Here is a 24,244-nt window from a genome sequence, read left to right on the forward strand (position 1 = left end):
ATGTGACTTATGTTTGAGAAGATAAAGCACCGCTTTCGCGTTATGAGAGCGGTTGCTTTTGTTACTTATAAGGAATGGAGTGCGTACAGAACGCATTCGATGGTTTCTATTTTTGTAGGCCCGGTATATTTTTTGGTGCAGTATTACATATGGAGCGCTGTTTATAGTGGAGAATCCTCTATTAACGGGATGTCGCTCTCTCAGATGCTCTCTTATTTTTGTGCCACGATGTTGATCAACTACTTGACCATGGATTTTGCCGATTGGAATTTACAAATGCTCATTCGCACCGGGAAATTCATTACGTTCTCTTTAAGACCAATGAATCATATGTTCGATGCATTGTCTCAGAAGGCAGGGCATAGGGTACTTGGGCTTCTATTTGAATTTATACCCTGTTTTATGATCTTCTTCTTTATTTTTCATATTGATGTTTTACCCGCAAATTTACTATACGCAATGCTATCGATAGCTATGGCATTCATGATGAACTTTTTCATCCATTATAGTATTGGCATGGTCGCATTTTGGATGGTGCAATCCTCCAGTATTCGTAACTTTTTCAGTCTTTGTGAGGGGATATTCTCAGGATCACTGATTCCATTGGTCTTTTTCCCAAAATCCTTACAGCTGGCTTCCTTTTTCTTACCGTTTCAAGATACGACCTTTCTGCCTGCAATGGTCTATACAGGTAGCTATACTTTAGCTGATATAACCTTACCTATTCCCCAAGTTTTGTTGTTGCAGCTTGTAGCCGTTATTATTGCCGGAATAGTCTGCCGGGTGCTGTATGCGGTATCGCTTAAGCATTTTACGGGGGTGGGCGCATGAAACGTATGTATCAAATATATAAAACCTGCATGAAGGCGAATATTGCTTCTGCTATCACTTATCGTGTTAATTTTATTCTTAATAGCCTTATCATGCTCATAGGGAATGTGTTGTTTCCCCTAGTAACGGTGTTCATCTATAATTCGAATGCTTCATTTGAAGGCTGGACCTTTAAAGAGGCACTATTAATTCAATCTGTTTTCATTTTGTCTACGGCTTGTGCCGGGATTTTTTTTAACGGAATTATGTGGAATACGATGTCTCATGTAGTAGAAGGGACTTTGGAAGTGGTATTAATTAAACCAACCTCGAGCCTTTTTCTGCTGTTGGCCAGATCTTTTGAGTTCGAAAGTATCGGGCTTTTAGGTGGAGGAGTAGTCATGTTCGTATACGCACTCAGCGGAATCGATGGGATGACCATCGGCTCTTGGTTCTTGTTCCTGTTGTTGTTTGGCGCAGGGCTGCTTGTTATGTTCGGCGTGGCGCTTATTGTGGCAGCAATTTCCTTCAAATGGGTAGCGAATTCCCGCTTGCCGGAGATGTTTGAGAGCATTAAGTCTTTTGGGCGTTATCCAGGGACGATTTTCCCTAAAGCAGTCGTAGCCGTAAGTTCTTTTCTTTTTCCGGTTTCCATGATTGCTTATTTTCCAGCATCTACTCTGATTGGACGATGGGAAGCCTATTTTTTTATAGCGATTATCCCTTGTGTGTTATTTGCTGCCTTCGGAATTTGGCTCTATACGTACATGCTTCGTAGTTACAAAAGTGCCGGAGGATGAATTTGTATGAAGGAGAATTACATTGGACATTATTACCGTCAAGAATTTAACTAAGCAATATGAAACGTATCACCGTGGACAAGATGCAAAAAGCGTATTTAAAAGTCTGTTTCACCGTGAAAAATCGATTATCACCTCTGTAGAAGATCTTTCGTTCAGTGTTGGAAAAGGAGAGATCATTGGCATTTTGGGCCCAAACGGCGCGGGGAAATCTACGACTATTAAAATGCTGACAGGTGTTCTCTATCCCACATCGGGAGAGATAAATGTTCTAGGATACAACCCTCATAAGCAGAAAAATCAATATGTAAAACAAATCGGAGTACTGTTCGGACAGAAATCGCAGTTAATATGGGACATTCCTCCTTTGGATAGCTTTTATATGAACAAGGAAATTTATGATATTCCTACGAATGACTTTCGTACAAGACTAGATCGATTTGTAAGTATGTTTGAGATTGGTGATATTATCACTAAGCCTACGCGCACCCTTTCACTGGGAGAACGAATGAAATGCGAGTTTATTATGGCAATGCTTCATTCTCCGCCAGTGGTTTTTTTGGATGAGCCGACGATCGGGCTGGATGTTATAGCTAAACAAAGAATCAGAGAATTCATTAAGCAAATGAATCAGGAAGGCACCACATTTATTCTAACGACACATGACTTGGAAGATGTGGAGCGTTTGGTGCAAAGAGTACTAATTATTCATCAAGGTAAAAAAGTATATGACGATAAGTTCTCCGAACTTCGACTTCATCTAGGCGCTAAAAAAGTGGTCAGGCTTTCTGCAGCTACAACGATTGGAGATATTGACCTGCCTGGGACTCTGATATCGGAAAGAATATCGGATTACGAAGTGGAATTAGAGATCGATACCGAGCAGTGTAAAATGGGTGAGTTTCTTCATATTCTTAGCGAAAAGGTAGAGATTCTTGATATATCCATTAAGGAGATCCAAATTGAAAAGATCATCAGCTCCATTTATGAGATGGATATGGGATAACATTGTCAAGCTTGGGAACGGATCATTTGCAGATTCAGATCTAGCATTGACCATAACTTTTCAGTAATTTCTTTTGCAGAGCAAGGATTACTATGGGTAAACCACCATTCAATCACTCCGACAGTTGCCGAACTCAAAAATTGTACGGATATATCCTTACTTAACTTATCTAGGTTTAAATTGTTTTCTAAGAATTGTGTTTTGATTTGATTATTTATCATATCTTGTAATTGGTTTCTAAAGGAGAGCAAAGCTTTGTTTCTTAATAAAGTCTTATAAAAGAGAGCATTCTCCTCCAATTGTTCCAGCGTGCGGAGTAATGACGCCTTAGAGGGATTGGGTTCGGTTTCATCCTCCACAGCGGAGCAGCTTTCGATTAGTTGCTGGAGCTGAGCTGCCAGGCATTTATCCATCAGATCATATTTATCTGCATAATGGGAATAAATCGTTCCGCGGTTTACATCAGCACGCTCTGCGATTTCGTTAATCGTTATTTTTTCAAAATCTTTTTCAGCCATTAGTTGAATTAATGCATTCATGATGGCTGTTTGGTTTTTTTTAATTCTTCTATCCATGGTAATACTCCCTTTTTATTAAACAATGTATTGTATTTTGTTGAAAAATCAACAAAACCGATCAAACTAACGATTGAACCCTACCGGAGATGTGATAATCTGATTTTATTGAACAGTTGATCGAAATTCAACAAATGTCTAAAAAGGGATAGAGGAGTTGAACATGAAAGTATTAGTTTTTGGAGCGGGAGTTTTAGGCAGCTATCTTGCACATGTCCTGGTGCGTGGGGGAAACGATGTCACAGTGCTTGCCAGAGGGAAGCGTGTAGAGCAATTGACGAAAGATGGTCTTGTACTTCGCCATTATTTTCAATGTAAAAACACTATGGATTCTGTAAAAGTCATCTCAGAGCTTCAACCGGATGATCACTATGATCTTATTTTTGTTGTTATGAAATACAATGATTTTCCAGCCGTATTACCTATTTTAGCTAAAAATCAGAGTCAGAATATAATTCTTGTGGGTAATAATGGCGATGCTCACGAAATGCAAAAGAATCTTCAGGAAATGAGCGATGTAAGAAAAAATATACTCTTTGGATTTCAGCTTAGCGCAGGAATTCGTGAAGCGAGCGGTCGAGTTATCAAAATACACGCAGGTGGGCAAATGGTACTTGGCAGTCTTGACGGTGAGATCCCAATAAAGCACTTACTGGAAAAAGCGTTTGAGAACGCTAAGTATAAGCTAACTTATCATGAGGATATGGATGCTTGGCTCAAAAGTCATATCGTGCCTATAGTGGCTTTGAACTCCCTTAATTATCTTCATGACGGGGATTTGAAAAAGGTATCTAAAGATAAGAAGCTATTAAAACAAGCCATTTCAGTAATGGACGAAGGGTTTCAAATGATGGAGAAGCTAGACTATACGATCACTCCAGCAGGTCAAGTAGACTTTATTCGAAAACATAAACAGGGTGTATACTATGGTCTGAAAATAATTCATAAATTACCCTTTATGAAATTTGTAGATGGTTCTTTCAGCGAAATTGCAGCTTTGTTTAATTCGTTTGATAAGTTGAAACAACAAGCAAATATTGCGACGCCCCATTGGGATCAACTTCAAAAACAAGCGATCTCGAAGTTTAATGCAAATGTATAACAATCTTTTTTGGAGGTGTACAACCGATGGCTATATATTTTATACGGCATGGAATAGATGATGAAGGCTATCGTGGGGGTTGGAGTCAACGTGGACTTGTAGTAGAGGGCTATAGACAAGCCGAACGACTTGGTTGTTATCTTAAGGAAAATCAGTCTAGCTTTAACATCACTCGTATCCTTAGCAGTGATTTGCAGCGTGCGTTAGATACAGCAAATGAGATCGCCAGAGCGCTTAGCTTGCCTGTTGAAAGCAGTCAGTCTTGGAGAGAAACGAATAATGGTGTAATCGCTGGAATGCCCCATGAAATTGCAAATGAACGATACCCGGGTCTCTATTTCTCAGAATTAAGAATGGATGAGAGATTTCCAGGAGGAGAGAGCCCACAGGATTTTTTTACGCGAATTAATATAAGTTTCTCAAAACTATGTAATGAACTGGAGAGTACTGATCCAAAAGAAAATGTAATTGTGGTTACGCATGGTGGCGTAATTAATATTATTTATCATATTTTAAAAGGGCTAACGTGGACCAATAAGAATGCCCATTTCCCGACTTCATATACAAGTATTCATAAAATAGAGTATCAAGCAGATATGTGGGTAGTTACAGCTGAAAATCTTACGGAACATATATCAAGTGATCAGGCTGCTGGTATGTCCAATTGATTGGGAGGTACAAATATGGGATTATTGAATGCACTGATCGATCAAGCCAAGAACCCGAGAGGATTCGTGGGGAATATCATGATCAAGATCATGAACCAGGCACATTCCAGCATAACAACGTGGGGGCTTAAAAAAATAGAAATGATGAACAACGCCCCTATTTTGGACATAGGCTGTGGTGGCGGTCAAACTATACATACGCTTGCAAAACATAATAAATATCAGAAAATCTACGGCTTAGATTATTCTCAGCAAGCTGTGGAGACATCCATTCAAAAAAACAATAAGGCTGTTGCCGCAGGTAGGGTGAAGATTAGTCAGGGAGACGTATCGGCTTTACCGTTCAATGATGGATTTTTCGGGACGATCACGGCTATTCAGACGCATTATTTCTGGCCCGATCTTGAACATGATATAAGTGAAGTGTATAGGGTGCTGAAGGCAGGCGGAACGTTTGTTATTATTTCTGAGGTCTATAAAATTAATTATCACATGAAACAATATACAAAGAACGAAGAGATAGATCATTTATTTCGGAAAGTTGGCTTTCAAACGGTAAATATTCACGAGAACAGCAAATGGAAATGTTATGCTGGAAAGAAATAAAGCGGCCGCACCGCCCCAAAAAGGACGACACAGCCGCTTTAATTTCACCGTCTATTTAGCCGGAATGGTATTAAACGAACAACGAACGGGAAATGATTACGAGCAAGATAAAGAGTACCAAGATCGCACCAGTTGAAGTGAAGGCTCCTCCATGAAATTCACCCATGATATATTCCTCCTTAACGTATGTCTTATTCTCATTGCTACGGCGGGTGTCGCAGCTTTCTGAGATAATGACATCATATGCCAAAGTGGACTGGATGTACTGGTCTATGGCCTATTGCTCGTCAATATGGGCTTTTAAGATGCGAAGTCCTTTAGGAAGATGATTCTTAAGTTGGCCTGCACTTGCTTTGCCCCAACTTATCGGCAATCCATCTAAAGTTACAAGTGTCCATCCATGTAATTCAACCGGCACTGGTAAGCTTTCTCCCCGGAGCCAAGCATGTATTTCCAGCCCCCCACTACTGAGATCAAAACTACGTGTTACTTGTGTGTGCTGAATCGCCATCGCTAGGGCGTGAGCGGGTTCAATCCGATTTTTCTTCAAATGGGCAATATGTAGCCCGGCACGAGGAATACGCAAACCATCCAGCAGCCCAGTATGGAGGTTGCCATTAAAGGATTCAGGCAGTAAATATAGGGATTCTCCGAACAGCAGAGGGACGCCTTGATATGAGAAACCAGGAAGCTCTAACGAAGCCCAGTCTTGGAATAACTGGTACGCATCGCGTACGGAAGAATTAATTTTTGGGTTGTTTTTATTCCGACGTTTACTGGTGCTGCGTTTGGCGTCATCGTTAACGTCGTTTTCGGAGACACTGTGCTTACGTAGGAGTGCAACAAAGTGGCCTTCGCCTTTTTCTAAATGTGGCCAAAGGCGCTTGCAGGTAAGTAGTTCCATATCGGGGTACCGATCAGTCAATCGAGCAATGGTCTCCTCATTCTCTTTGCGGTTAAAGGTGCAAGTAGAATAGGCCAGAGTACCCCCAGGCTTAAGCATAAGGTAGGCGTCCTGCAGGATGTCCCATTGTCTCGCCGCACACATAACCACATGGTCAGGAGACCATTCTTGAACGGCATTTGGATCTTTTCGAAACATGCCTTCTCCTGAGCAAGGAGCATCTAGCATAATTCGGTCAAAGGCAAGTGGAAAGCGCGAAGACAGCTGTTCTGGCGTTGCACAGGTTACGAGGGTATTCTTAATGCCTAAACGTTCTACGTTCTCAGCTAGAATTTTTGCGCGTTCCGGATGAATTTCATTAGAGATTAAGAGGCCTTGTCCTTGCATTAAACCAGCGATATGCGTAGTTTTACCCCCAGGGGCTGCTGCAAGGTCGAGAACGGTTTCACCGGGTTTAGGTGCCAGCAGTTCAGCTGCGGACATTGCGGAAGGCTCCTGAATATAATATAGTCCAGCAGCATGGTAAGGGTGCCTGCCTGGTCGAGCGGGCTCTTCATAATAATAACCATCAGGGCACCATGGGATAGGTTTCAGATCAAACTGTGAGACTGTGCGTTCTACTGCGACTTGACCTGAATCCGAGATACTTTTCAATGGATTAAAGCGAAGTCCCTGCGTTCGTGGAGCTGAATAACTTTCTAGAAAAGCATTTGCCTCTTGCCCCAGCATTTCTTGTATATATGCGGTGTAAGAGGCAGGCAGCTGTTCTTCCTTCATAGATCATTCTCCTTTTTCTTAGTTGCTGTTTCATGTTCATACCGATAAAATCAAGGTATGGGGAACGTAATCGTACCTGAAATTCTACATATACACAACTATATCATAATTGCCAAGTCTCACTGTACGTAAGGCAATTGTAAAGGGGATGTACCATATGAATTTGCTGCAAGCGCTCTTCTTCCCGCCGGAGCAACCCGGTGGTGTATCATCCATGATCCCTTATCTTCAGGAAAGGTTCCGTTCAAGCCGCTGGGAAATGGATTTGTTTTGGTTACCTAAGCGGATTCGCAACAAGGGACATGAAGAAGTCATATTCGAGACCTTTGATTGGACCCAGTTTGGGGAAAGTCAGATCGTTCAGAAATATATTCAGACCTATCGAGATTATCTATGGTGGACTAAACTACGAATGAGCAAGACATATGATCTTATCCATTCCCATCATCCAATTGCTGGTTTAGCAATGAAAAAAGTATTTCCAAATACTCCGTTAATTCAAACCTTACATTCCAGTTATGAGCGAGAGCTGATTCTGAATGGAGCTATTTCTGAAGGTGGGCTGGAACATCAGTTTCTAGTTTCGCTATACCGCGAACTTGAGCATGTTAGTGATCGGTTAATGACTGTGTCGCAAGCTTTTGCAGAGTATGTGGCGCCTTATATTCTAGATCCTACTAATATAGGAGTAATACCGAATGGTTTTGATGAGAAAAGGTTTAAGCCAGTCCCGCATGACAACGCTGTACCACAGCTAGTGACTGTGACACGTCTAGTTCCAGCCAAAGGAATTGATACTTTACTCAAGGCCTGTGCTGAGCTTAAAAATCGCGGCTATGAATATGTACTGCATATTATTGGAGATGGACCTTCCCGTGCGGATTTGGAAAACATGGCTAAGCAATTAGGGATTTATAATGAAACGATTTTTTATGGATATACGCTCCATCCGGAAGAATTCATGCCTTTCTTTGATATTTTCGTGCTGCCTTCTCGGGCGGAGGCCTTCGGATCGGTATTTGCAGAAGCAGCGCTTAGCTGCTTGGCTTTAGTTGGGACGAATGTAGGCGGGATACCGGAGCAGATTGAAGATGGTGTGAATGGCCTGCTCGTCAGTCCTGATGATGAGATTGCTCTTGCTGACGCTTTAGAGAAGGTGATATCTGATCCGGCTTATCGTTATGAGCTTTCTCGTTCAGCTTGGGATAAAGCGAAAAGCTTGTATTCGCTGACTCGTGTCGCTAATGAACTTAAAAAGACATACTTACAATATCCCTCAGGAACGAAGGGGTGAGCAGCTATGATTCCATTTCGATTTCTACATGCTGCTGACTTACATCTGGATAGCCGTTTTGCCGGGCTGGCGCATATTTCGCCAGCCATTCGTTCTTATTTACGTGAGTCAACCTTCGCCGCCCTTGGGCGGCTTGTCCGCGTTGCCATCCAAGAGAATGTTGATTTTATCGTCATCAGTGGAGATGTATACGATGTTTCTGACGCTTCCTTACAGGGTCAACTGCGATTTCAGGAAGCACTCAAGGAACTGAGTCAGCAAGGAATACACGTGTTTCTGATCCATGGCAATCATGATCCACTTGATGGATTGCGTCTGACTACAGAAATGCCCAGGCATGTAACCGTGTTTGGAGGAGAGAAGCCAGATCTTGCTATTGCTTACCGTCGCAAAGATGGTCAAGAAGTGGCTATTGTTAGTGGAATCTCCTATCCGACTGCGAAAGTTACGGACAACACTGCAGTGACCTTTTCTCGAAAGCCTGGCAGCCGTCTGTTTCATATTGCTATGCTGCATGGGAATGTAGACGGTGATTTGCTGCACGAGACGTATTCTCCTTGCAGTCGCAGGGACCTTATCGAACGGGGTTTTGATTATTGGGCACTTGGACATATCCATAAACGTAGTGTATTGCATGAAAAACCGGCGATTATTTACCCGGGCAATATACAAGGACGTAGCATTAAGGAAACCGGACCAAAGGGTTGTTATGTTGTGGATGTTGATGAGGCTGGAAGTGCCACGCCCCATTTTCATGAGCTTGATTATGTTCGCTGGCAGGTACGGGATCTGTCCATTGAGGGATTGAGTCATGAAGCAGAATGGATACAAAGGGTAGAGCAGGAGATTGATGATATCAGGGAGGAACTCCCGGAGCTGATGTCAGTGGTCAGATTTCGTCTGATCGGACGCGGGGATGTACATAAAGTATTAGCTGAAAAAGGAGCGGTAGAGGATCTGCTGTCTGAACTCCAGCGCCGTGAGGCGGTTCGGGCTGAGCGTAAAGATTATAAGGGACTTGTCTGGGTGGAAGGATTCGCTGTAGAATCCGGGTTAGCTATTGATCGTGAACGGTTATTAGAGGAGGATAGCTTTCTTGGAGAAATGCTGCGAATTACAGAGCGAACGGAACATTCAGCAGAAGCGCTTGAAAAATTAATAAATAGTGCGCTTAAGCCGCTCATGGAGAATCAGGAGCTGCGACAGCTGCTCTCGGTGACAAGTCAAGAGGAGAAGTTAAGTTGGCTTCGTAGTGCAGCGGAACAGGGAATCACCATGCTCGGTGGAATGGAGGGTGCTCCAGAAGATGAGAATTGAACATTTGCAGATCCATGGCTTCGGACGTTTGCATAACCGAGAGATTGAACTATCGGAAGGAGTTACTATACTCTATGGACGTAATGAAGCAGGAAAAAGCACGACGTTACAGTTTATTCGCTCCATGCTGTTTGGAATTCCAAGTCGTGGTAACCCTACGGAGAGGTATGAACCTATGCATGGCGGATTACATGGGGGAATACTGAAGGCACGTGATAGTAATGGTGCCCTGTGGACCATTCGTCGCCATACAGCTGGTGGTGAGGGCTCAGGAAGAAATGAGAAACTGAACATCACGGTTAACCATCCGAATGGAACAACGCAAGAGCTAGGGCAAGCTGAAATGGAGCGTCTTTTGCTTGGTGGTATCTCTAGGAGCATGTTCCATCAATTGTTCGCGGTCTCTCTCGATGAACTGCAGGAGCTTGCTGCGCTTCAATCAGAAGAGATGAGCAGCTTTCTCTTTCACGCAGGTATGGGCGGCGGTGGAACGATCATGCGGGCGGAACGCCGATTGGTACAGGAAGCTGAGAAGCTGTATAAACCTCGGGGCAAGCTGCAGGAAGCTGCTAAAATCGTTCAGGCTATTGAGAAACTAGAGCGTCAGATGGCGGAGAGCCGCTCTTATCTTCCACGTTATAACGGTAATATAGCAGCATTAAAGGTTACGGAATCTGAGCTAGATCAACTGGAACAACAACGTAAGCTTACAGGAGACAAGCTCGTGATGCTTCGCAAAGCTCAGGATATTCGTGAATTGTGGTTAAAATGGAGCGATGCGCAGCTCGAGCTGCAGGACCTGCCAGAGATTACAACCTTTCCTGAAGATGGAGCGATTCGCTATCAGGCACTTGAAGGTGAAATTCGGAATGCTCAGGGAGCAGTAACTCGTTATGAACGTCTGCAAAGTGAGCTTACGGCTGAGCTGGTGCAGAATCCGCCGGATGCATTGTTAACAGCGCAAGGGCCTGCCCTGGAGCGGCTGGATCGCCATCGGAGCAGCTATGAAAACCTGCGAGCGGAAAGACAGCGGCTAGAAGGTGAATTGACCGCGCTGAATGAGCATTTGCAGCGAATTCTGCGAGGCATTGATGTCAGCTGGAGCGCGGCAGAGCTGACTGCATTTTCGGGTGCAGCGGCGGATCGTGAAGCTGCACGGAGGTTTACGGCGGCGTTCGCAAGTTATGATCGCCGCATGGAAGCGGAGGGCGCAGCACGGCAGACGCTGCGTTCCCGCTTGGCCGCTGTCTCAGCTTCGCTGCAGGCAGCAGAACGGGCGCTGGCGCGTGAACACGCAACCGGCGCCGAATCTTTTGCGCAGCTGGCTCCGCGCAGCGCCCGAGAAGTGCTGCAGCTGTGGGACGAGCTGCAGCAGGCGGCCGAGCGCTGGCGCGAAGCACAGCTCAGCGAAGGGCCGCAGCGCGGCACCGGCGCCGGAAGTGACGGACCTAGCGCGCAGCGCATGGCCGCGCTCTACCGGCGCCTGCTGTGGGCTGGGGCAGCACTAACCGTGCTGCTGCCCACAGCGCTGTGGCTGACCGGTGCTCCGCCGGTCAGCGCAGTGCTCGCGATCGGCCTGCTTGGAGCGGCCGATCTGGCCCTTTGGGCCGGCCTCAGCGGAGCGCGCCGGCCGGAAGCGTCCCCGCCAGGGAGTGGCGGGGACGTGGGCACAGCCGCAGCCGAGATGCTGCGGCTGCGGGGGCAGCTGCTCTCCGGGGCGGAGCCGGAGAGCGCCATGCCGGGGCGGCGATCGGCCGCCCCGGGGTCCAGCCCTGACGCAGGCGGGCTGGAAGCCTCCATGAGGGAGCTTCGCAGGCTCATGGAGGCTTGGTCCGCTTGGCGGCAGCGCATTGAACGCTATGCCGCCGAGCGGGATGCCTGCCGCACGGAGCTGGAGACGCTGGCAGGCCAAGAGAAGCTGCTCGCGGAAGAAATGAGCCTGGCAGAGACGGCTTTTACGCAAACTGCTGAGCACTATGAAGAATGGCTGCGTGAGCGCAGATTGCCCGAAGGGTTGTCTCCGGAAGGGCTGCCGGATATCTTCGCTATGGTGGAGCAGGGGAACGAACTGCTGCGCCAAGAGAATAAGCTCTCTTTACGTCTGAAAGAGCTGGAAGATGAGTGTAACGTGTTCGAGGAGGAGCTGCTTGCTCTCATTCATGAATCAGGTACTGATCCTTTAGACGAGTCTGGTGTAGCGGCAACTAGCTTTGATATGGATCCGCACGATGGACAGCGACGATCTGCACTAACTTTACTAAGCTGGCTGGAACTTCGAAAAAGAGCTTGGGATGAACTGAAAAAGGACCTGGTTCGCCGGGAAGGCATTCAGTCACGGTTACAAGAGCTTCTGGAAGAGCTTAAGGAGAGCCATAGGGTATTAGGTGAGTTAAGAGAACAGCGTGACCATCTGTTGGACGAAGGCGGAGCATCAGGTGGGGAGGATTTCTTAAGGAGATCGGCTGCTGTACAGCGGCGTAGTGAGCTGAATAAATCCATTCGCCAGTGGGAGCTAGCCATGTTTGGAGGCTGGGAGGATGAGCGAGTTAACGCCTTGCAGTTATTATTAGATCATCATGATGCTTCAGCACTCCAGAAGGAACGTACGGCAGCTGAAGAGCTAGCTGAACGGGAAGAAGAAATGTGGAACACCCTGCTGGAGCAACGAGGAAAGCTGCTTCAGGAAAGGGAGTATTTGAAAGAGCGTTGTATGGAGGACTCTGTTATTCAGCAATTGGAAGAGCAGAGAGCTGCTCTGCGAATCGTGGCTGATAAGTATGCGGTAGCAGCATTAACTGCTGAATTAATCGGAAGAACCCGCCGTATTTATGAACAGGAGAAGCAACCGCAGGTACTTTTGCTTGCATCTGACTATTTCTCCAAGCTGACCGAAGGGGAATACAAAAGAGTAGTTATGACTCTAGGTCATAAAGAACTAAAAGCGGAACACAAAGATGCTGGACTGCTGGACAGCGGTCTGCTCAGCCGTGGGACGGCAGAACAGTTGTACCTTTCCATCCGCTTGGCACTTGCAGAGACGATGTCTCGGCAAGTATCGTTACCACTGCTGTTCGATGATCTATTCGTCAATTTTGACGAGGCTCGTCTTCATGCTGCGCTTTCACTGCTTGGTGAACTGTCGGTCTCCCGCCAGATTGTGATGATGACCTGTCACAAGCATGTGGCGGAAGCGGCAGCACGAATCATTCCAACAGCAGCAGTTATTTCCGTGTAACTGGTTTTATGGATACAAGGCTGTTCCCTTTTCCACTCGAACCCGATGAGGAATCGCTACGTGGTGGAGTAGACCATGGCGTACGTAGCAGCATGACAGCCCAGACCATCGACAAAGCTCCGAAGATCGGGTAGAACACGGAGAGTAGAGAGCTAAAGCCAAATTGGCTCAGTAAATAACAGACCAACATCAGAATCGGTGTAATCAATGCGGGTTTAACTGGAATTCGTTGTTTAAGCTGCATGGTGACACCATAAATGTCAGCGACAAAAGTGCTAAAGATCTCCAAAAAGATCAGCAACAAATATATAGTTTGTACTACAGTACCCAACCGGATGGCGATGTTGCCCATAGGGATTTCAAATTGGAGAATATCAGGCATCTGGGAGCTCATCGCGAAATGTGCGGCGATCAACATAAAGCCAATTCCGGCACCACCAATAATACCGCCCCAGACAAGAGATTTTTCTTCATCCGTATGTCGAGCCATGGGAACTAATACGGCTTGAGCCATACCTAGATTAAAGGCGGTGTAGAGCAGCGGCGACATCCAAGCGCCAAAGATTGTCCGATCCGTTTCTAGGAATAAGAACCGCTGAGCTCCTGGAATTTGAAAGGTATTAAAAATAATGATGAGTGACAGCGTAAGCATTAATGGGACGATCAGACTGTTCATTTGCAGAATACCGGAAATTCCCCGTTTAAGCAGAAAATAAGAACCAACCAGCGTGAGTATTAGCCCTGTTTGATAATGAAATCCAAGATGCTCTTGAAAAATAGCGCCCGCGCCTGCAAGCATAATACTGTTGACACCGATTAAGATGACCATCGTGAACAAACTGATGGTGCTTCCGACTTGGTCGCCGAAGAGGTGTCGGTTAAAGTCTTCATAAGACTCTGCTTCTATGCGCCGAGCGATGACCATCATTTTCGTACCCAGCCATATAAACAGTATAGTAGAGAGCAGGATGGTCAGGACTGCCCAGTGTCCGTAACGAGTGAAGAATTTTAATATTTCTTGTCCGGTGGCGAATCCGGCTCCTACAATGGTGCCAATGTAAGTGAATGCGATCTGTAATGTTCGGACATGTGATTTCATGGCTCCCCTCCTAATAGTTTTAAGAACAAAAGAAAAATCATAATGTGTGCTATGCAGGATTGCCTTGTGCACTCTGTATAGTACAGGTTATGATGAGGATCAGTAGGACATGACTTCCGTGATTCATTTGTACGGAACGTCTGCGATTATAAAGGGTATTGGAGGTTCAAAGTCATGGAAGTGTTGAAACAGCGGATTTTGGAGGAAGGTGTCGTCGTTTCGGATGAAGTGCTGAAGCTGGATGCACTGTTGAATCATCAGGTAGATCCGCAGCTTACGATGGAAATGGGACGGGAGTTTGCCGGGAGGTTTGCGGACTGCGGAATTACACGTATTGTGACCGTGGAATCCTCGGGCATTGCCGTGGCATTTGCCACCGCATATGAGTTAAAGGTGCCGTTAGTTTTTGCACGTCGCAAAAAAACACTGTTAGCAGATCCGGACGCACTTTGTGAAAGAGTTCCTTCTTTTACGAAAGGTATTGTTACCGACATTATGTTGTCTCGCCAATTCATCTCTCCAGAGGATAAAATCCTCTTTATCGATGATATTATTGCTAATGGTGATGCAGCACGTGGATTGATTAAGATCATCGAGCGCTCTGGCGCTGAGCTGGTAGGTCTTGGCGTTGTAGTGGAAAAAAGCTTTCAGGCTGGAGCCCGGACGATCAAAGAACAAGGCATCCGACTGGAGTCACTCGTAAGAATTACTTCTCTTAGCGGAGGCACCATTGAATTTGGGGAATAACCCGTTTTTGAGATAAGAACAGGCCTATTTTTCAAACAACTGCTTTTCACCCTATAGATTTTCCTTTATAATAAAATCAGACATAGGGAGGAGGCGTCACAATGGGGAAAGAACCGGTGACTGAGCAATTTTTTATTGATAAATTAACCGAGGCCAAGGATCACTTCGAGCGTGCGCTGGATTGCAAACACACGGAATTCGACGATCTGTATCCCTATATGATTGAACATCCTCAGTTTTTTTGGTACAAACGCTATGTAGCTTGGTCAGAACTTCTGACAATCAAAGGTTTATGTGAGGAACTTTCCTTCCCTTGGAGGGAGAAATTCACAACAAACCAAGTGGAGTATCTGGAGCAACGTGTGATGTCCGCTAAAGTTCTTGATTTCTGGTTCGAGAAGAATGAAGCGCTGATATAAGAATGCTTTAGTAGACATGCAATTGGTCAATTACTTATACGAGACCCAGATGATTTTTCATTTGGGTCTTTTTTCTGGATGAAAATAGGATAAGCTATATAGAGGGAGGGATTCATGATGATTAGCGATGAACAATTGGATGCATACCGAATTTCCGGCGAGAAAATTCGTGTGGTGCGGGACGGCATAGAAAGTAATGATGTAAAAGGGATTGTTCTGGCTTGGGATGATTCGCAGGTGATGATACGTCGTCAGAATAGACGAGTAGTAAAGCTGGATCGGAATTATTTATTCCAACCCTTCAGCGAACCAAGGAAAGAACCTGATAATATATAGTTTCCGCAGCAAAAACAGCTCCTTACCCAAATTGGGTGGGGAGCTGTTCTGCTTACATATAAGCCTCTGACGAATTAAATACTTAAAGCTAGCTGGGAGTCACTTTCTTCTCTAGAGAGTATGGAGAGCTCTGTGGACAGTCCGAGATACGCACGCATTCGCAGCATCATCTCTCTACGGAATCCTGGCCATAATATATTCATCTCACCTTGATATCCTCTACAGGAGTACAAGGCCTCGACTCCTCGTTGATCTTGGCGAACGGTTGTGATCTTCAGATCATGTGAGCTCAATTCACGCGTAACCTCTTGAAGCATTAGTGAAGTTTTCTTAGTGGCACCAGACAAGAGCTCCATATAAAGCTGAGGGGTCTTAAATAGACCACTTTTGCTGATTACACGGCAGTCACGCTCGAAAACTTTATGAATAAACGTTAGCAGCAAATAGCTTCTGACAAGGGACAGTTCTTCTTTAGTAACATCTTCATCAACAATGGATGTCTTCAATTTCGTAGTCGCCATTATAAATCACCTCATTTATATTATGCGAACTTTTGTTCTCATTATACCTTATATTCGGAATTAAAAGCAATAATTATCCATAAAATAATGATCGATAAGAAAAGCTGGAAAATATATTGACGCTTTAATCTCAGCATGGTATGATCTATCTTGTGACCGCAAGTTTGATATGTAGTCATTATGATGTGCGGTCGTGGCGGAATTGGCAGACGCGCACGGTTCAGGTCCGTGTGGTAGCAATATCGTGGAGGTTCGAGTCCTCTCGACCGCATCACAAGAAACTCCCTTGAGAAATCAAGGGAGTTTCTTTTTTTGTGAATATAATTAATCGAAGGTAACTTTAGCATACTCGTATCTAGATTGATAAATATCGAATTAACCCTAATAGAGCGAAGGCGAACAAAACTGTCCCAGCACCAATGCCTGTAATTGCACTGTTTGCGACCTTAAGTTTTTTAGATATGAACAGTGATACGATAGAGATTGCAACTAGAAGTGCTGCTAAAAGGTATAAACTGAAATCGTTAAACACACTTTTTAAGCCAATAAAATGAATCCCTACTATAAAGGCAATCCAAGGAGCAACATAATCATTATACTTACATTTCATCAATATAGAAGCTCCAGCACCAGCCAACAATAATTCAATATAGACAGAAATCAGATAATTATCAAAAGAGGTCTTGTCATTTAATACGGAGGGAGCATCCCAGTTCGTCACACTTAAATAGACACCAATCAAGCAGACGAGAAGGGATACACCAGAAGCTATGCCAATATATTTTCGCCAGCTGGATCTGGGGTTTTCTTGTGCCCAACCAAACCAACTAAAACTAAACATACCGAATATAGAAGCATACATGGCGTAATCCCTCACATAATCCATACAGTACCCCCTATAAATATTAACAATATTCCAGGCAGAGTCTTATACTGTAGACTTCCGAAGCATCCAGAACGATAAGAGTGCATACAAGACCGTCAAGGGCATACTCCACAAGGCAAGTTCAAATGCGGTATGGCTAGCCAACCAATTAAATACATCTACCCACCACTGATAATATGTCATTAACAATCCAGCGACACTGTACAGAATAAACATGACTGCCGCGAAAATGAATAGGCCGCTTCTACCAAATCTACGGAAGATGCTGGATATAACAAATCCCCAATAAAACATATGCAACAAGATCATGAAATAGATCCACAGCTGCTCTAGGACGGTACCATCATTCAAGTATGGTAGGTGAAAATAATGTAGCTGCACACCCCATCCAGATGTTAATTTGGTTTCTATAATAGATAGCAGGAACAGAAGTAGTGAGAAGCCGGCACTTGTTATAACGGCCATCAAGGATGTGCCGAAGAAATAATCTATCCTCCGTAGGCTTAAGCCCAAGGCAAAGGGGAAAGTCTGTACTAAAATGATGATACCTATGACAAACATATAAATAAAGATTGAGACTAGGCCGCCGGTATACATTGGTTCTTGCAGGAAAAAAGCTATGACAAGATTAACCAAAAAGCTGGATAATAATATAATCCAAGGCATAAACAACCAAAACCATTTATCCTTATAGTGCATTTTTAATATCCCTGTCATTTGGTTCATTGCACTGCAACTCCCTTCTCTTGGGATTTTCTGTTTGTAAGATGAACAATTAACTGTTGTAAAGATATCGGGGAGATCTCCAGACCAAGCATCTCAGCACGTGATAGATCTGTTGAGTTTAAGCCAATAACAGTGGCAGAAAGTAATCCGCCAAAGGATTCACGAGAGATGATCTCTTTACCGGTGATTAAATCTTCGACCTTCGCAGCCGCACCGATAACTTTAGCAGCCCGCCCGCGAAGAGCTTCAGCATCCTCATTGATAATCAGCTTACCGTTGTCGATAACAATGACATGCTCTAATAGCTGGCTTACCTCGTCAATTAAGTGTGTAGACAAGACAACTGTTCGCGGATATTCTGAATAATCCTCAATTAATCGATCGTAAAACAGGCTTCTTGCTACAGCATCGAGACCTAAATAGGGTTCGTCAAAAATAGTCAGCGGAGCGCGGCTAGCCAGGCCTACTACAATGCCCACCGCCGAGAGCATTCCTCTAGACAGCTTCTTTATTCTTCTTTTTAAGGGGAGATTAAAGTCCTTGATTAAGGAGTGGGCGTAGTCCCGATCAAAGTTAGGGAAGAATAACTCGGATACCTCTAGAACATCGATAATACGGTACGTATCCGGATACTTTTGGCTTTCCTTAATAAAGCAAATCTGATTGAGTACGCGGTTATTCTCGTAGGGATGTTCCCCGAACACCTTCAAATCACCGCTTGTAGCAAATAACTGTGCTGTGATCATGTGCATGATCGTTGTTTTTCCTGCACCATTTCTACCAAGCAGGCCATAGATTTTATTCTTTTCTAAAGAAAAACTAATGTCTTGGATGACGGTTACCTTTCCATACGACTTGGTCAGTCCCTTGATCTCAACGACTTCATTCATGACCGATTATCTCCCCTCTGAATCATCTTCGTTAATTGATCCAACGTAATTCCTAATTTCTCTGCTTCACGGATCATAGTTACAACATATTGCTCATAAAATTGCTCTTTTCTCTTTTCCATCAATACTGTGCGCGCTCCAGAAGCTACAAACATGCCGATACCTCGCTTTTTGTATAAAATTCCTTGGTCGACAAGCAAATTCACACCTTTCGCAGCCGTCGCCGGATTGATCTGGTAAAAAACAGCAAATTGATTTGTTGAAGGAACCTGTGATTCCTCCAAGAGTGTTTCTTCGATGATGTCATTTTCTATGCGTTCGGCGATCTGCATAAATATCGGTCGAGTATCATCCATTAAGCTTCCCATGTATTCACCGCCATGTTCATTGGTTAGTTAGTTATGTAATTAACCATATATGCAACAGACCTATTTGTCAATCATTACTATGTGGATTTTTTGATCCTTTGAGCCCAAATCCAGTGAATTGGCGTATCAGCATAAATAAAAAGGCAGTTCGGATTCACACCGAACTGCCTTTTATTTTAGTTGGATGTCTGCTATGATTTTGTCCTATTAGAAAACAAGAGAAGGGTGAAACTATGAATGAATATGGTCCGGATTTATTTAAAGGTACGGCAGTGTACTATTCAAAATATCGACCGCAGTATCCTTCATCCCTTATTCGGTTCTTAATTCAGAAGTTTTCGCTTAACGGAGAAGGCCGTATGCTTGATTTAGGGTGTGGTACGGGTCAGCTGGGACTAAGATTTAGTGATTGGTTTGAAGAAATGATAGGTGTAGATACGGAAAGTGGAATGTTGGAAGAGGCTAATCGTCTATCAAAAATCCATAGGGTTGATAACGTTAGTTGGATGCTTGGTAGAGCAGAAGAGTTGCAGAACGTCTGGGGTTCCTTCCGACTTACCATTCTAGCCAAAGCGTTTCACTGGATGGATAGATCGTCTATTCTTGAAATCCTATACCACAGTTCGGACAATAATGGCGGTCTAGCAATTATTGATACTTTTAATGTAGGGCAAGAGCTATTATCTTGGCAGCTTAAGGTAAATGAAGTAGTGAAACGCTGGTTAGGTAACGAAAGAATAGCAGGAGACAGCATCTATACTCATCCTAAAGAAAGGCATGAGGATATTGTTGCGCGATCTAGTTTTAAGGATGTGGAAAGATTGATTTTACCGAGTTATTCAGTGACATGGACGGTGGATTCGATTCTTGGCAATTTGTATTCCACATCCTATGCTTCAAAGCGCTTATTTGGAGATCACTTAGAACGATTCGAAGCGGATTTGAAATCTTCTTTATTAGAAATGGAGCCTACGGGTAAATTTACTGAAGTGTTATCAGTTTCTGTTATCACAGCTTTAAAGAAGGAAGCAAAATCACAATAAGAATCTTGCATTGATCTCACCAGAGCCCGCTGTGTTAGGGGGGAGTTTCAGAGAGAATGTGTTCTTTTTTAGTATGGATTTCACTTGCTTAGGAGTTAATGAGGGATTTCTCTGCAGCAATTGAGCAATGACACCAGAGACTATAGGTGTTGAGACACTGGTACCGGACAGCACAAAGTAATTTTTAGCGATCCGCAAGTAAGGAAGCTCGCGATCTAGCTTGGAATGAGGCGCACGAAGAGAGATAATGGTTTCGCCAGGAGCTACGAGGTCTGGTTTCTTTCGCCCTCCCGGTGCAGGTCCGCGGCTTGAATACGAGGTAATCCGGTCGTCCTTTTGTGTGAGCGTGCGACGGTCATCCACTGCACCTACGGTAATTGCAGAAGGACTAATACCAGGAGATTCTATCGTCCTGCGTCCAGGGCCGCTATTTCCAGCTGCAATCACAACAGTGAGTCCAGCCTTTATTGCTTTTTCTACGGCTTGGCACAGCGGGTCATCAGCACAAGTTGAATTTACCGTACCCCCTAATGACATCGAAAGGATACGTAGTTTTAGTCGCTTTCGATTCGCAATACACCACTCAATTCCTTTAATAATCGTGGAGTCATATCCGTCGCCATTTTTATCGAGTACTTTAACACCGACGATCCCTGCCTTTGGAGCAGGGCTTTTGTATTTTCCTTTACTCATCCATCCGTTGCCTGCCGCGTCCCCTGCGATATGAGTCCCATGGCCGTTATCGTCGTAGGGAAGTTTTCTGTGATTGATAAAATCTTTAAAAGCTACGATACGGTTACAGGGCTGAATCAGATCAGGGTGCCTATACACTCCTGTGTCAAGAATGGCAATGTTGATTCCTTTTCCGGTAAGTCCCTGTTTCTTTTGGACGGATGTAGAACCGATGGATGGTGTCGCTATATAAAGTGATGTTTTTTTAATTCCGTCAACATAGATTTTATCGATTCCATGCCAACTGCACATCTGTTTCAGACAGTTCATCGAAACTCGTGATGATACAGAATTTAGTATGGGGAGATGATGTTTGATAGGAAAGTCGTGTGATTCTAAATGTTTTTTTAATGACTTCAGCTGTGCTGGGGTCATTTTTTGTTTGAATTTGATAATGATAGGAATTTTAGCGGATGTACCGCGACGGACTTGGGAGTGTTGAATTCTTTTTCTTAGCGCGCTATGGATTCTTGAACTATATTGCTCTAGCCACAATTGTCGGCTCATTTATTAATGGATCACCTCACAAGTGCATTATATGCACCACTGATCCAGTGGGTACGAATCTATGAATCTAGGAATAAAGTACATTTCTAGAATAGTAGGTAAAAGTGAGGTCAAGCATTCCAAATCTTGCATCTACTATCGTATCCTAAAAAGAAAGTGGTGAAGTAAATGGCAATGATTAAGAAGCCAGTCAATAAGCAAGCCGTTATGGCGGCCAAAGCCCTCGCGGCAAAAAGAGTGAAAGCAGCTGCAACCCGGAAGAAACGGAGAATCAGACAGACATTGGACAGATTTGTGGTTCTCGCTACAAGTTTAGGTACGAATAGCACACCTAAAGATTCTTCGGGCTGGAACGCTACATTAAAAAATGGTACCACTACTGTGAACGCTGAGTTCGATGATTTCGGTGTGGTCAGATTTCCTACGATTAGCACATTAACTTCAGTACCTTACCTGCTGACAATAAGAGACGAGAATGGAGTAGTTTTGAAGAGTTTTAACGTCCCAGCAGACCGTGAATTTTTTGTCGCTAGATTTTAGTTTGGACAAATCAGCTTTAATTCTGTAGTAAACAGCACGTGTCGATCCTATATCGCCGCGTGCTGTTTTATTTGTCTTATTTTAGATCATGCAGATTTTAACCATACTTGAATCTCATACACCCACTGAAACATTCCGGTGAAAATGACTGTCTGGATGACAAATGGAATCTCCGTATTATATTCGGCTTTAGCATATGCAGCGATATTCTGCATCGTTTCCATTCTCTGCTCCTCCGAGCAATAACCATAGAGATAAATTCCTTTAGGTAATATTGAAATACAGCCGGCCTGTTCAGGGTACTTCTCACAAACTACAAAAAAGACAGATGGATTCTCACTGGGCTCCAACGTAGTCATAATATTTGCACGAAGATCAAAGGCGAATGCATCTCTTGGCTCATCTTCAAGCTGTTGATTTAGCGCATTCTGCAGTTGTTGGAAACTTTCGAGGCTGGGTTTCTGTAGGGAGTGGATTTTTACGATCGCTCTTTCTCCCAAAGCCTTAGTTGAAAAATGGGTGGGGGATAGAGGGACATCGGATAAATAAGCTTGATTTTCATATTGTTTTTGTAAAGCTTTAAGCTGTGATTTTGTCTTATTCAGCTGCTTGATTTCCTGTTCAATTTCATCGTCCTTTGTTTTAAGAAAATTAATAATATAATCAAGATTATCATTCGTAAAAACATCTTTAATCTTTTGAAGTGGCATATTCTTTTTTTTGCAGAAGTTGATGACATCAAGATAAATAAGCTCTTTATCTGAATAATAGCGATAACCGGAGGAGGGATCTACTTTAGCAGGCTTCAGCAAGTGAATTCGGTCATAATGCCGCAAGGTTTCGATAGTTGTGTCTGCTAGTTTTGCTGTTTCACCAATAGAATAATAGTTGTTCATTGTATCGTTCTCCCGTTGACTCTTGTGTTACACAAGAGATTATAGTGTTCATTGTACTGATTTTTATCTAAAATTTCAAAACAGTGAATGGAGAATGACAAGATGAAGACAACAGAACTCAATGTATTAAAAGATCCAATTTCCAAACTATTTCGCGGTTATGCAATCCCTGGGATCGTAGCTTCACTTTCTATGTGTCTGTACGGAATTATTAACGGAATCATTTTGGGACGTTTTGTAGGACCTAATGCGCTAGCTGCAGTGAATCTGGCTTCACCGATTTTTAATATTATTTCGTGTATAGGGATCTTAATTGCCATTGGGGGAAATACATTAACCGCTATTAGTCTGGGAGAGCAGAACAAGGTGAAAGCCAACCACTACTTCAATAATGCTTTTTACACACTGCTCATGATAGCCGTAGTTATTTTCATAATGGTAGTTTTTTTTCCTCATGTACTGGCTAGAATAGTTGGAGCAAATTCAGTGCTTTTTCCTATGGTTGTTGATTACATACAGACTTTTGGTGTATTTGTCGTGCCTGTAATTTTTAATATTTTACTTGGTATTTCATTGCAATCTATGGGGAAACCCCAGCTTTATATGGTTGGTAATTTACTGAGTGTAGTTTTGAATATCATCTTGGATTTAATTTTTATCTGCGTTTTCGATATGGGGATTACCGGTGCTGCTTTGGCATCTGGGATCAGTGCAACGATTGTTTTTATATTATTTTTCTCGAATTTTATCTCAAAGGATAGCATTTTAAGAGTGGGTAGATGGAAAGTGGATTTTAAAGCAATCGGAAGGATGATCTATAACGGTTCTTCAGAAGCGATTACGCAATTCAGTGCGGGTTTTTCTTCTATGATCTTCAACTGGATTTTGATCTCTAAATTTGGTGAAATAGGGGTATCTTCATTTGCGGTAGTTCAGTATATCTCACTTGTAGTTAATGCAGTTATCATGGGCATGTCGAGAGGGTTAGGAGCCATTAGCAGCGTGAATTACGGAGCGAAGGAATATAGCCGTATAACGGAATTGATTACCATGGCGATTAAAATAGTGACATTAGTTGGTGTGGTTTGTACAGCGATATTAATTATTTTTAAATCTCCCTTAATTTCTCTTTTTGTAAAAGACAATCTTCAGGTCATGACTACATCAAGTGAAATCATCACATTTTATAGCTTTAATTTTATCTTTGTAGGGGCCAATATTATAATTAACGCTTTGTACACAGCCATTAACAATCCAAGAACATCCGCGATTTTGGCGATTTTACGGTATGTCTTGTTGATGGGGAATTTCTTTATCCTTCCTTTAATGCTTGGTAACATCGGCTTATGGCTTTCCTTTGTAGTGGCAGAGATAATCTGTGTCGTGGTAAGCTATGTTTGTTTGAGGAAGACAATGCAAAAGTGGAGTATCAACTAGTCA

The 24,244-nt window shown here is 43.6% G+C and carries 26 protein-coding genes and 1 tRNA gene; 16 read left to right on the top strand and 11 right to left on the bottom strand.

Features of this window, described 5'->3' with window-relative positions; translation table 11 throughout:
• Positions 1-9: 9 nt before the first annotated feature.
• Genes NSS87_RS10765 through NSS87_RS10775 form a run of 3 tightly spaced genes read left to right on the top strand, consistent with a single transcriptional unit; the run spans position 10 to position 2,616 of the window.
• The gene (locus NSS87_RS10765; protein ID WP_339246943.1) at positions 10-831 is read left to right on the top strand and encodes an ABC-2 family transporter protein; all 822 of its coding nucleotides are present in this window, start codon (positions 10-12) and stop codon (positions 829-831) included.
• Entirely contained in the window at positions 828-1,610 is a 783-nt protein-coding gene (locus tag NSS87_RS10770) for an ABC-2 family transporter protein (RefSeq protein WP_339246946.1), read from the top strand. The genes NSS87_RS10765 and NSS87_RS10770 overlap by 4 nt, the downstream gene beginning before the upstream one ends.
• Before the next feature lie 22 nt (positions 1,611-1,632).
• Positions 1,633-2,616 (top strand): ATP-binding cassette domain-containing protein, encoded by a 984-nt coding sequence (locus tag NSS87_RS10775; RefSeq protein ID WP_231573419.1) that lies wholly within the window; start codon positions 1,633-1,635, stop codon positions 2,614-2,616.
• Between the two features lie 5 nt (positions 2,617-2,621).
• Here NSS87_RS10775 and NSS87_RS10780 read toward each other — a convergent pair whose 3' ends face one another.
• A complete protein-coding gene (locus tag NSS87_RS10780; RefSeq protein WP_042186879.1) occupies positions 2,622-3,191 on the bottom strand; it encodes a TetR/AcrR family transcriptional regulator in 570 nt (189 codons plus the stop codon).
• 163 nt (positions 3,192-3,354) lie between these two features.
• On the opposite strand from NSS87_RS10780, the gene NSS87_RS10785 reads away from it, so the two are divergent.
• From NSS87_RS10785 to NSS87_RS10795, 3 genes are read left to right on the top strand one after another with little or no spacing between them, the layout of a single operon-like run.
• Complete coding sequence (locus NSS87_RS10785) at positions 3,355-4,293, top strand: 2-dehydropantoate 2-reductase N-terminal domain-containing protein (RefSeq protein WP_339246951.1); 939 nt, start codon at positions 3,355-3,357, stop codon at positions 4,291-4,293.
• A 26-nt stretch (positions 4,294-4,319) separates the two neighbouring features.
• Complete coding sequence (locus NSS87_RS10790; RefSeq protein ID WP_042186883.1) at positions 4,320-4,961, top strand: histidine phosphatase family protein; 642 nt, start codon at positions 4,320-4,322, stop codon at positions 4,959-4,961.
• Positions 4,962-4,976: 15 nt separating this feature from the next.
• Entirely contained in the window at positions 4,977-5,567 is a 591-nt protein-coding gene (locus NSS87_RS10795) for a class I SAM-dependent methyltransferase (protein ID WP_339246954.1), read from the top strand.
• 70 nt (positions 5,568-5,637) lie between these two features.
• Here NSS87_RS10795 and NSS87_RS10800 read toward each other — a convergent pair whose 3' ends face one another.
• Together NSS87_RS10800 and NSS87_RS10805 are read right to left on the bottom strand one after the other, a co-directional pair.
• Positions 5,638-5,733, bottom strand: a complete 96-nt coding sequence (locus tag NSS87_RS10800; RefSeq protein ID WP_197069771.1) for a sporulation protein YjcZ — start codon at positions 5,731-5,733, stop codon at positions 5,638-5,640.
• A gap of 111 nt (positions 5,734-5,844) precedes the next feature.
• On the bottom strand, positions 5,845-7,248 hold the full coding sequence (locus NSS87_RS10805; protein ID WP_339246956.1) for an RsmB/NOP family class I SAM-dependent RNA methyltransferase: 1,404 nt from the start codon (positions 7,246-7,248) through the stop codon (positions 5,845-5,847).
• A gap of 157 nt (positions 7,249-7,405) precedes the next feature.
• On the opposite strand from NSS87_RS10805, the gene NSS87_RS10810 reads away from it, so the two are divergent.
• Genes NSS87_RS10810 through NSS87_RS10820 form a run of 3 tightly spaced genes read left to right on the top strand, consistent with a single transcriptional unit; the run spans position 7,406 to position 13,094 of the window.
• The gene (locus tag NSS87_RS10810) at positions 7,406-8,542 is read left to right on the top strand and encodes a glycosyltransferase family 4 protein (protein WP_339246959.1); all 1,137 of its coding nucleotides are present in this window, start codon (positions 7,406-7,408) and stop codon (positions 8,540-8,542) included.
• Between the two features lie 6 nt (positions 8,543-8,548).
• Positions 8,549-9,859: a DNA repair exonuclease gene (locus tag NSS87_RS10815; protein WP_339246962.1), complete on the top strand. Its 1,311-nt coding sequence runs from the start codon at positions 8,549-8,551 to the stop codon at positions 9,857-9,859.
• Positions 9,849-13,094: an AAA family ATPase gene (locus NSS87_RS10820; protein ID WP_339246964.1), complete on the top strand. Its 3,246-nt coding sequence runs from the start codon at positions 9,849-9,851 to the stop codon at positions 13,092-13,094. Before NSS87_RS10815 ends, NSS87_RS10820 begins: the two co-directional genes overlap by 11 nt.
• On the opposite strand, the gene NSS87_RS10825 is transcribed toward NSS87_RS10820, so the two are convergent.
• Positions 13,081-14,193, bottom strand: coding sequence for a membrane protein (locus NSS87_RS10825; protein WP_042186895.1), 1,113 nt, complete (start codon positions 14,191-14,193; stop codon positions 13,081-13,083). The two genes, NSS87_RS10820 and NSS87_RS10825, sit on opposite strands and share 14 nt — an antisense overlap.
• Before the next feature lie 174 nt (positions 14,194-14,367).
• Between NSS87_RS10825 and NSS87_RS10830 the strand changes: the two genes are divergently transcribed.
• From NSS87_RS10830 to NSS87_RS10840, 3 genes are all read left to right on the top strand, one after another.
• Positions 14,368-14,940, top strand: coding sequence for a xanthine phosphoribosyltransferase (locus tag NSS87_RS10830; RefSeq protein WP_076283133.1), 573 nt, complete (start codon positions 14,368-14,370; stop codon positions 14,938-14,940).
• A gap of 101 nt (positions 14,941-15,041) precedes the next feature.
• Positions 15,042-15,359, top strand: a complete 318-nt coding sequence (locus tag NSS87_RS10835) for a hypothetical protein (protein WP_036689410.1) — start codon at positions 15,042-15,044, stop codon at positions 15,357-15,359.
• A gap of 117 nt (positions 15,360-15,476) precedes the next feature.
• A complete protein-coding gene (locus NSS87_RS10840; RefSeq protein WP_042186900.1) occupies positions 15,477-15,695 on the top strand; it encodes a hypothetical protein in 219 nt (72 codons plus the stop codon).
• 74 nt (positions 15,696-15,769) lie between these two features.
• On the opposite strand, the gene NSS87_RS10845 is transcribed toward NSS87_RS10840, so the two are convergent.
• On the bottom strand, positions 15,770-16,216 hold the full coding sequence (locus NSS87_RS10845; protein ID WP_042186902.1) for a hypothetical protein: 447 nt from the start codon (positions 16,214-16,216) through the stop codon (positions 15,770-15,772).
• 187 nt (positions 16,217-16,403) lie between these two features.
• Here NSS87_RS10845 and NSS87_RS10850 point away from each other — a divergent pair.
• A tRNA-Leu gene (locus NSS87_RS10850) sits at positions 16,404-16,487 on the top strand.
• 84 nt (positions 16,488-16,571) lie between these two features.
• Here NSS87_RS10850 and NSS87_RS10855 read toward each other — a convergent pair.
• From NSS87_RS10855 to NSS87_RS10870, 4 genes are read right to left on the bottom strand one after another with little or no spacing between them, the layout of a single operon-like run.
• A complete protein-coding gene (locus NSS87_RS10855; RefSeq protein WP_339246969.1) occupies positions 16,572-17,102 on the bottom strand; it encodes a hypothetical protein in 531 nt (176 codons plus the stop codon).
• A gap of 42 nt (positions 17,103-17,144) precedes the next feature.
• Positions 17,145-17,828 (bottom strand): hypothetical protein, encoded by a 684-nt coding sequence (locus tag NSS87_RS10860; protein ID WP_042186907.1) that lies wholly within the window; start codon positions 17,826-17,828, stop codon positions 17,145-17,147.
• Positions 17,825-18,718: an ABC transporter ATP-binding protein gene (locus tag NSS87_RS10865; RefSeq protein WP_076283131.1), complete on the bottom strand. Its 894-nt coding sequence runs from the start codon at positions 18,716-18,718 to the stop codon at positions 17,825-17,827. The genes NSS87_RS10860 and NSS87_RS10865 overlap by 4 nt, the downstream gene beginning before the upstream one ends.
• Positions 18,715-19,086 carry a GntR family transcriptional regulator gene (locus tag NSS87_RS10870; RefSeq protein ID WP_042186911.1) on the bottom strand — a complete coding sequence of 124 codons (372 nt, stop codon included), beginning with the start codon at positions 19,084-19,086 and terminating at the stop codon, positions 18,715-18,717. Before NSS87_RS10870 ends, NSS87_RS10865 begins: the two co-directional genes overlap by 4 nt.
• A 233-nt stretch (positions 19,087-19,319) precedes the next feature.
• Between NSS87_RS10870 and NSS87_RS10875 the strand changes: the two genes are divergently transcribed.
• On the top strand, positions 19,320-20,129 hold the full coding sequence (locus NSS87_RS10875) for a class I SAM-dependent methyltransferase (RefSeq protein ID WP_339246973.1): 810 nt from the start codon (positions 19,320-19,322) through the stop codon (positions 20,127-20,129).
• Here NSS87_RS10875 and NSS87_RS10880 read toward each other — a convergent pair.
• Positions 20,121-21,131 carry a S8 family peptidase gene (locus tag NSS87_RS10880; protein ID WP_339246975.1) on the bottom strand — a complete coding sequence of 337 codons (1,011 nt, stop codon included), beginning with the start codon at positions 21,129-21,131 and terminating at the stop codon, positions 20,121-20,123. The genes NSS87_RS10875 and NSS87_RS10880 overlap by 9 nt on opposite strands.
• A gap of 405 nt (positions 21,132-21,536) precedes the next feature.
• On the opposite strand from NSS87_RS10880, the gene NSS87_RS10885 reads away from it, so the two are divergent.
• On the top strand, positions 21,537-21,908 hold the full coding sequence (locus tag NSS87_RS10885) for a hypothetical protein (RefSeq protein WP_052404237.1): 372 nt from the start codon (positions 21,537-21,539) through the stop codon (positions 21,906-21,908).
• A gap of 86 nt (positions 21,909-21,994) precedes the next feature.
• Here NSS87_RS10885 and NSS87_RS10890 read toward each other — a convergent pair whose 3' ends face one another.
• Positions 21,995-22,804 (bottom strand): helix-turn-helix domain-containing protein, encoded by an 810-nt coding sequence (locus tag NSS87_RS10890; RefSeq protein WP_339246977.1) that lies wholly within the window; start codon positions 22,802-22,804, stop codon positions 21,995-21,997.
• Positions 22,805-22,906: 102 nt separating this feature from the next.
• Here NSS87_RS10890 and NSS87_RS10895 point away from each other — a divergent pair, with 102 nt between their 5' ends.
• Positions 22,907-24,241 carry an MATE family efflux transporter gene (locus NSS87_RS10895; RefSeq protein WP_339246980.1) on the top strand — a complete coding sequence of 445 codons (1,335 nt, stop codon included), beginning with the start codon at positions 22,907-22,909 and terminating at the stop codon, positions 24,239-24,241.
• Positions 24,242-24,244: the final 3 nt, after the last annotated feature.

The sequence above is a fragment of the Paenibacillus sp. FSL F4-0243 genome, assembly GCF_037963295.1.
Lineage (GTDB): Bacteria > Bacillota > Bacilli > Paenibacillales > Paenibacillaceae > Paenibacillus_AQ.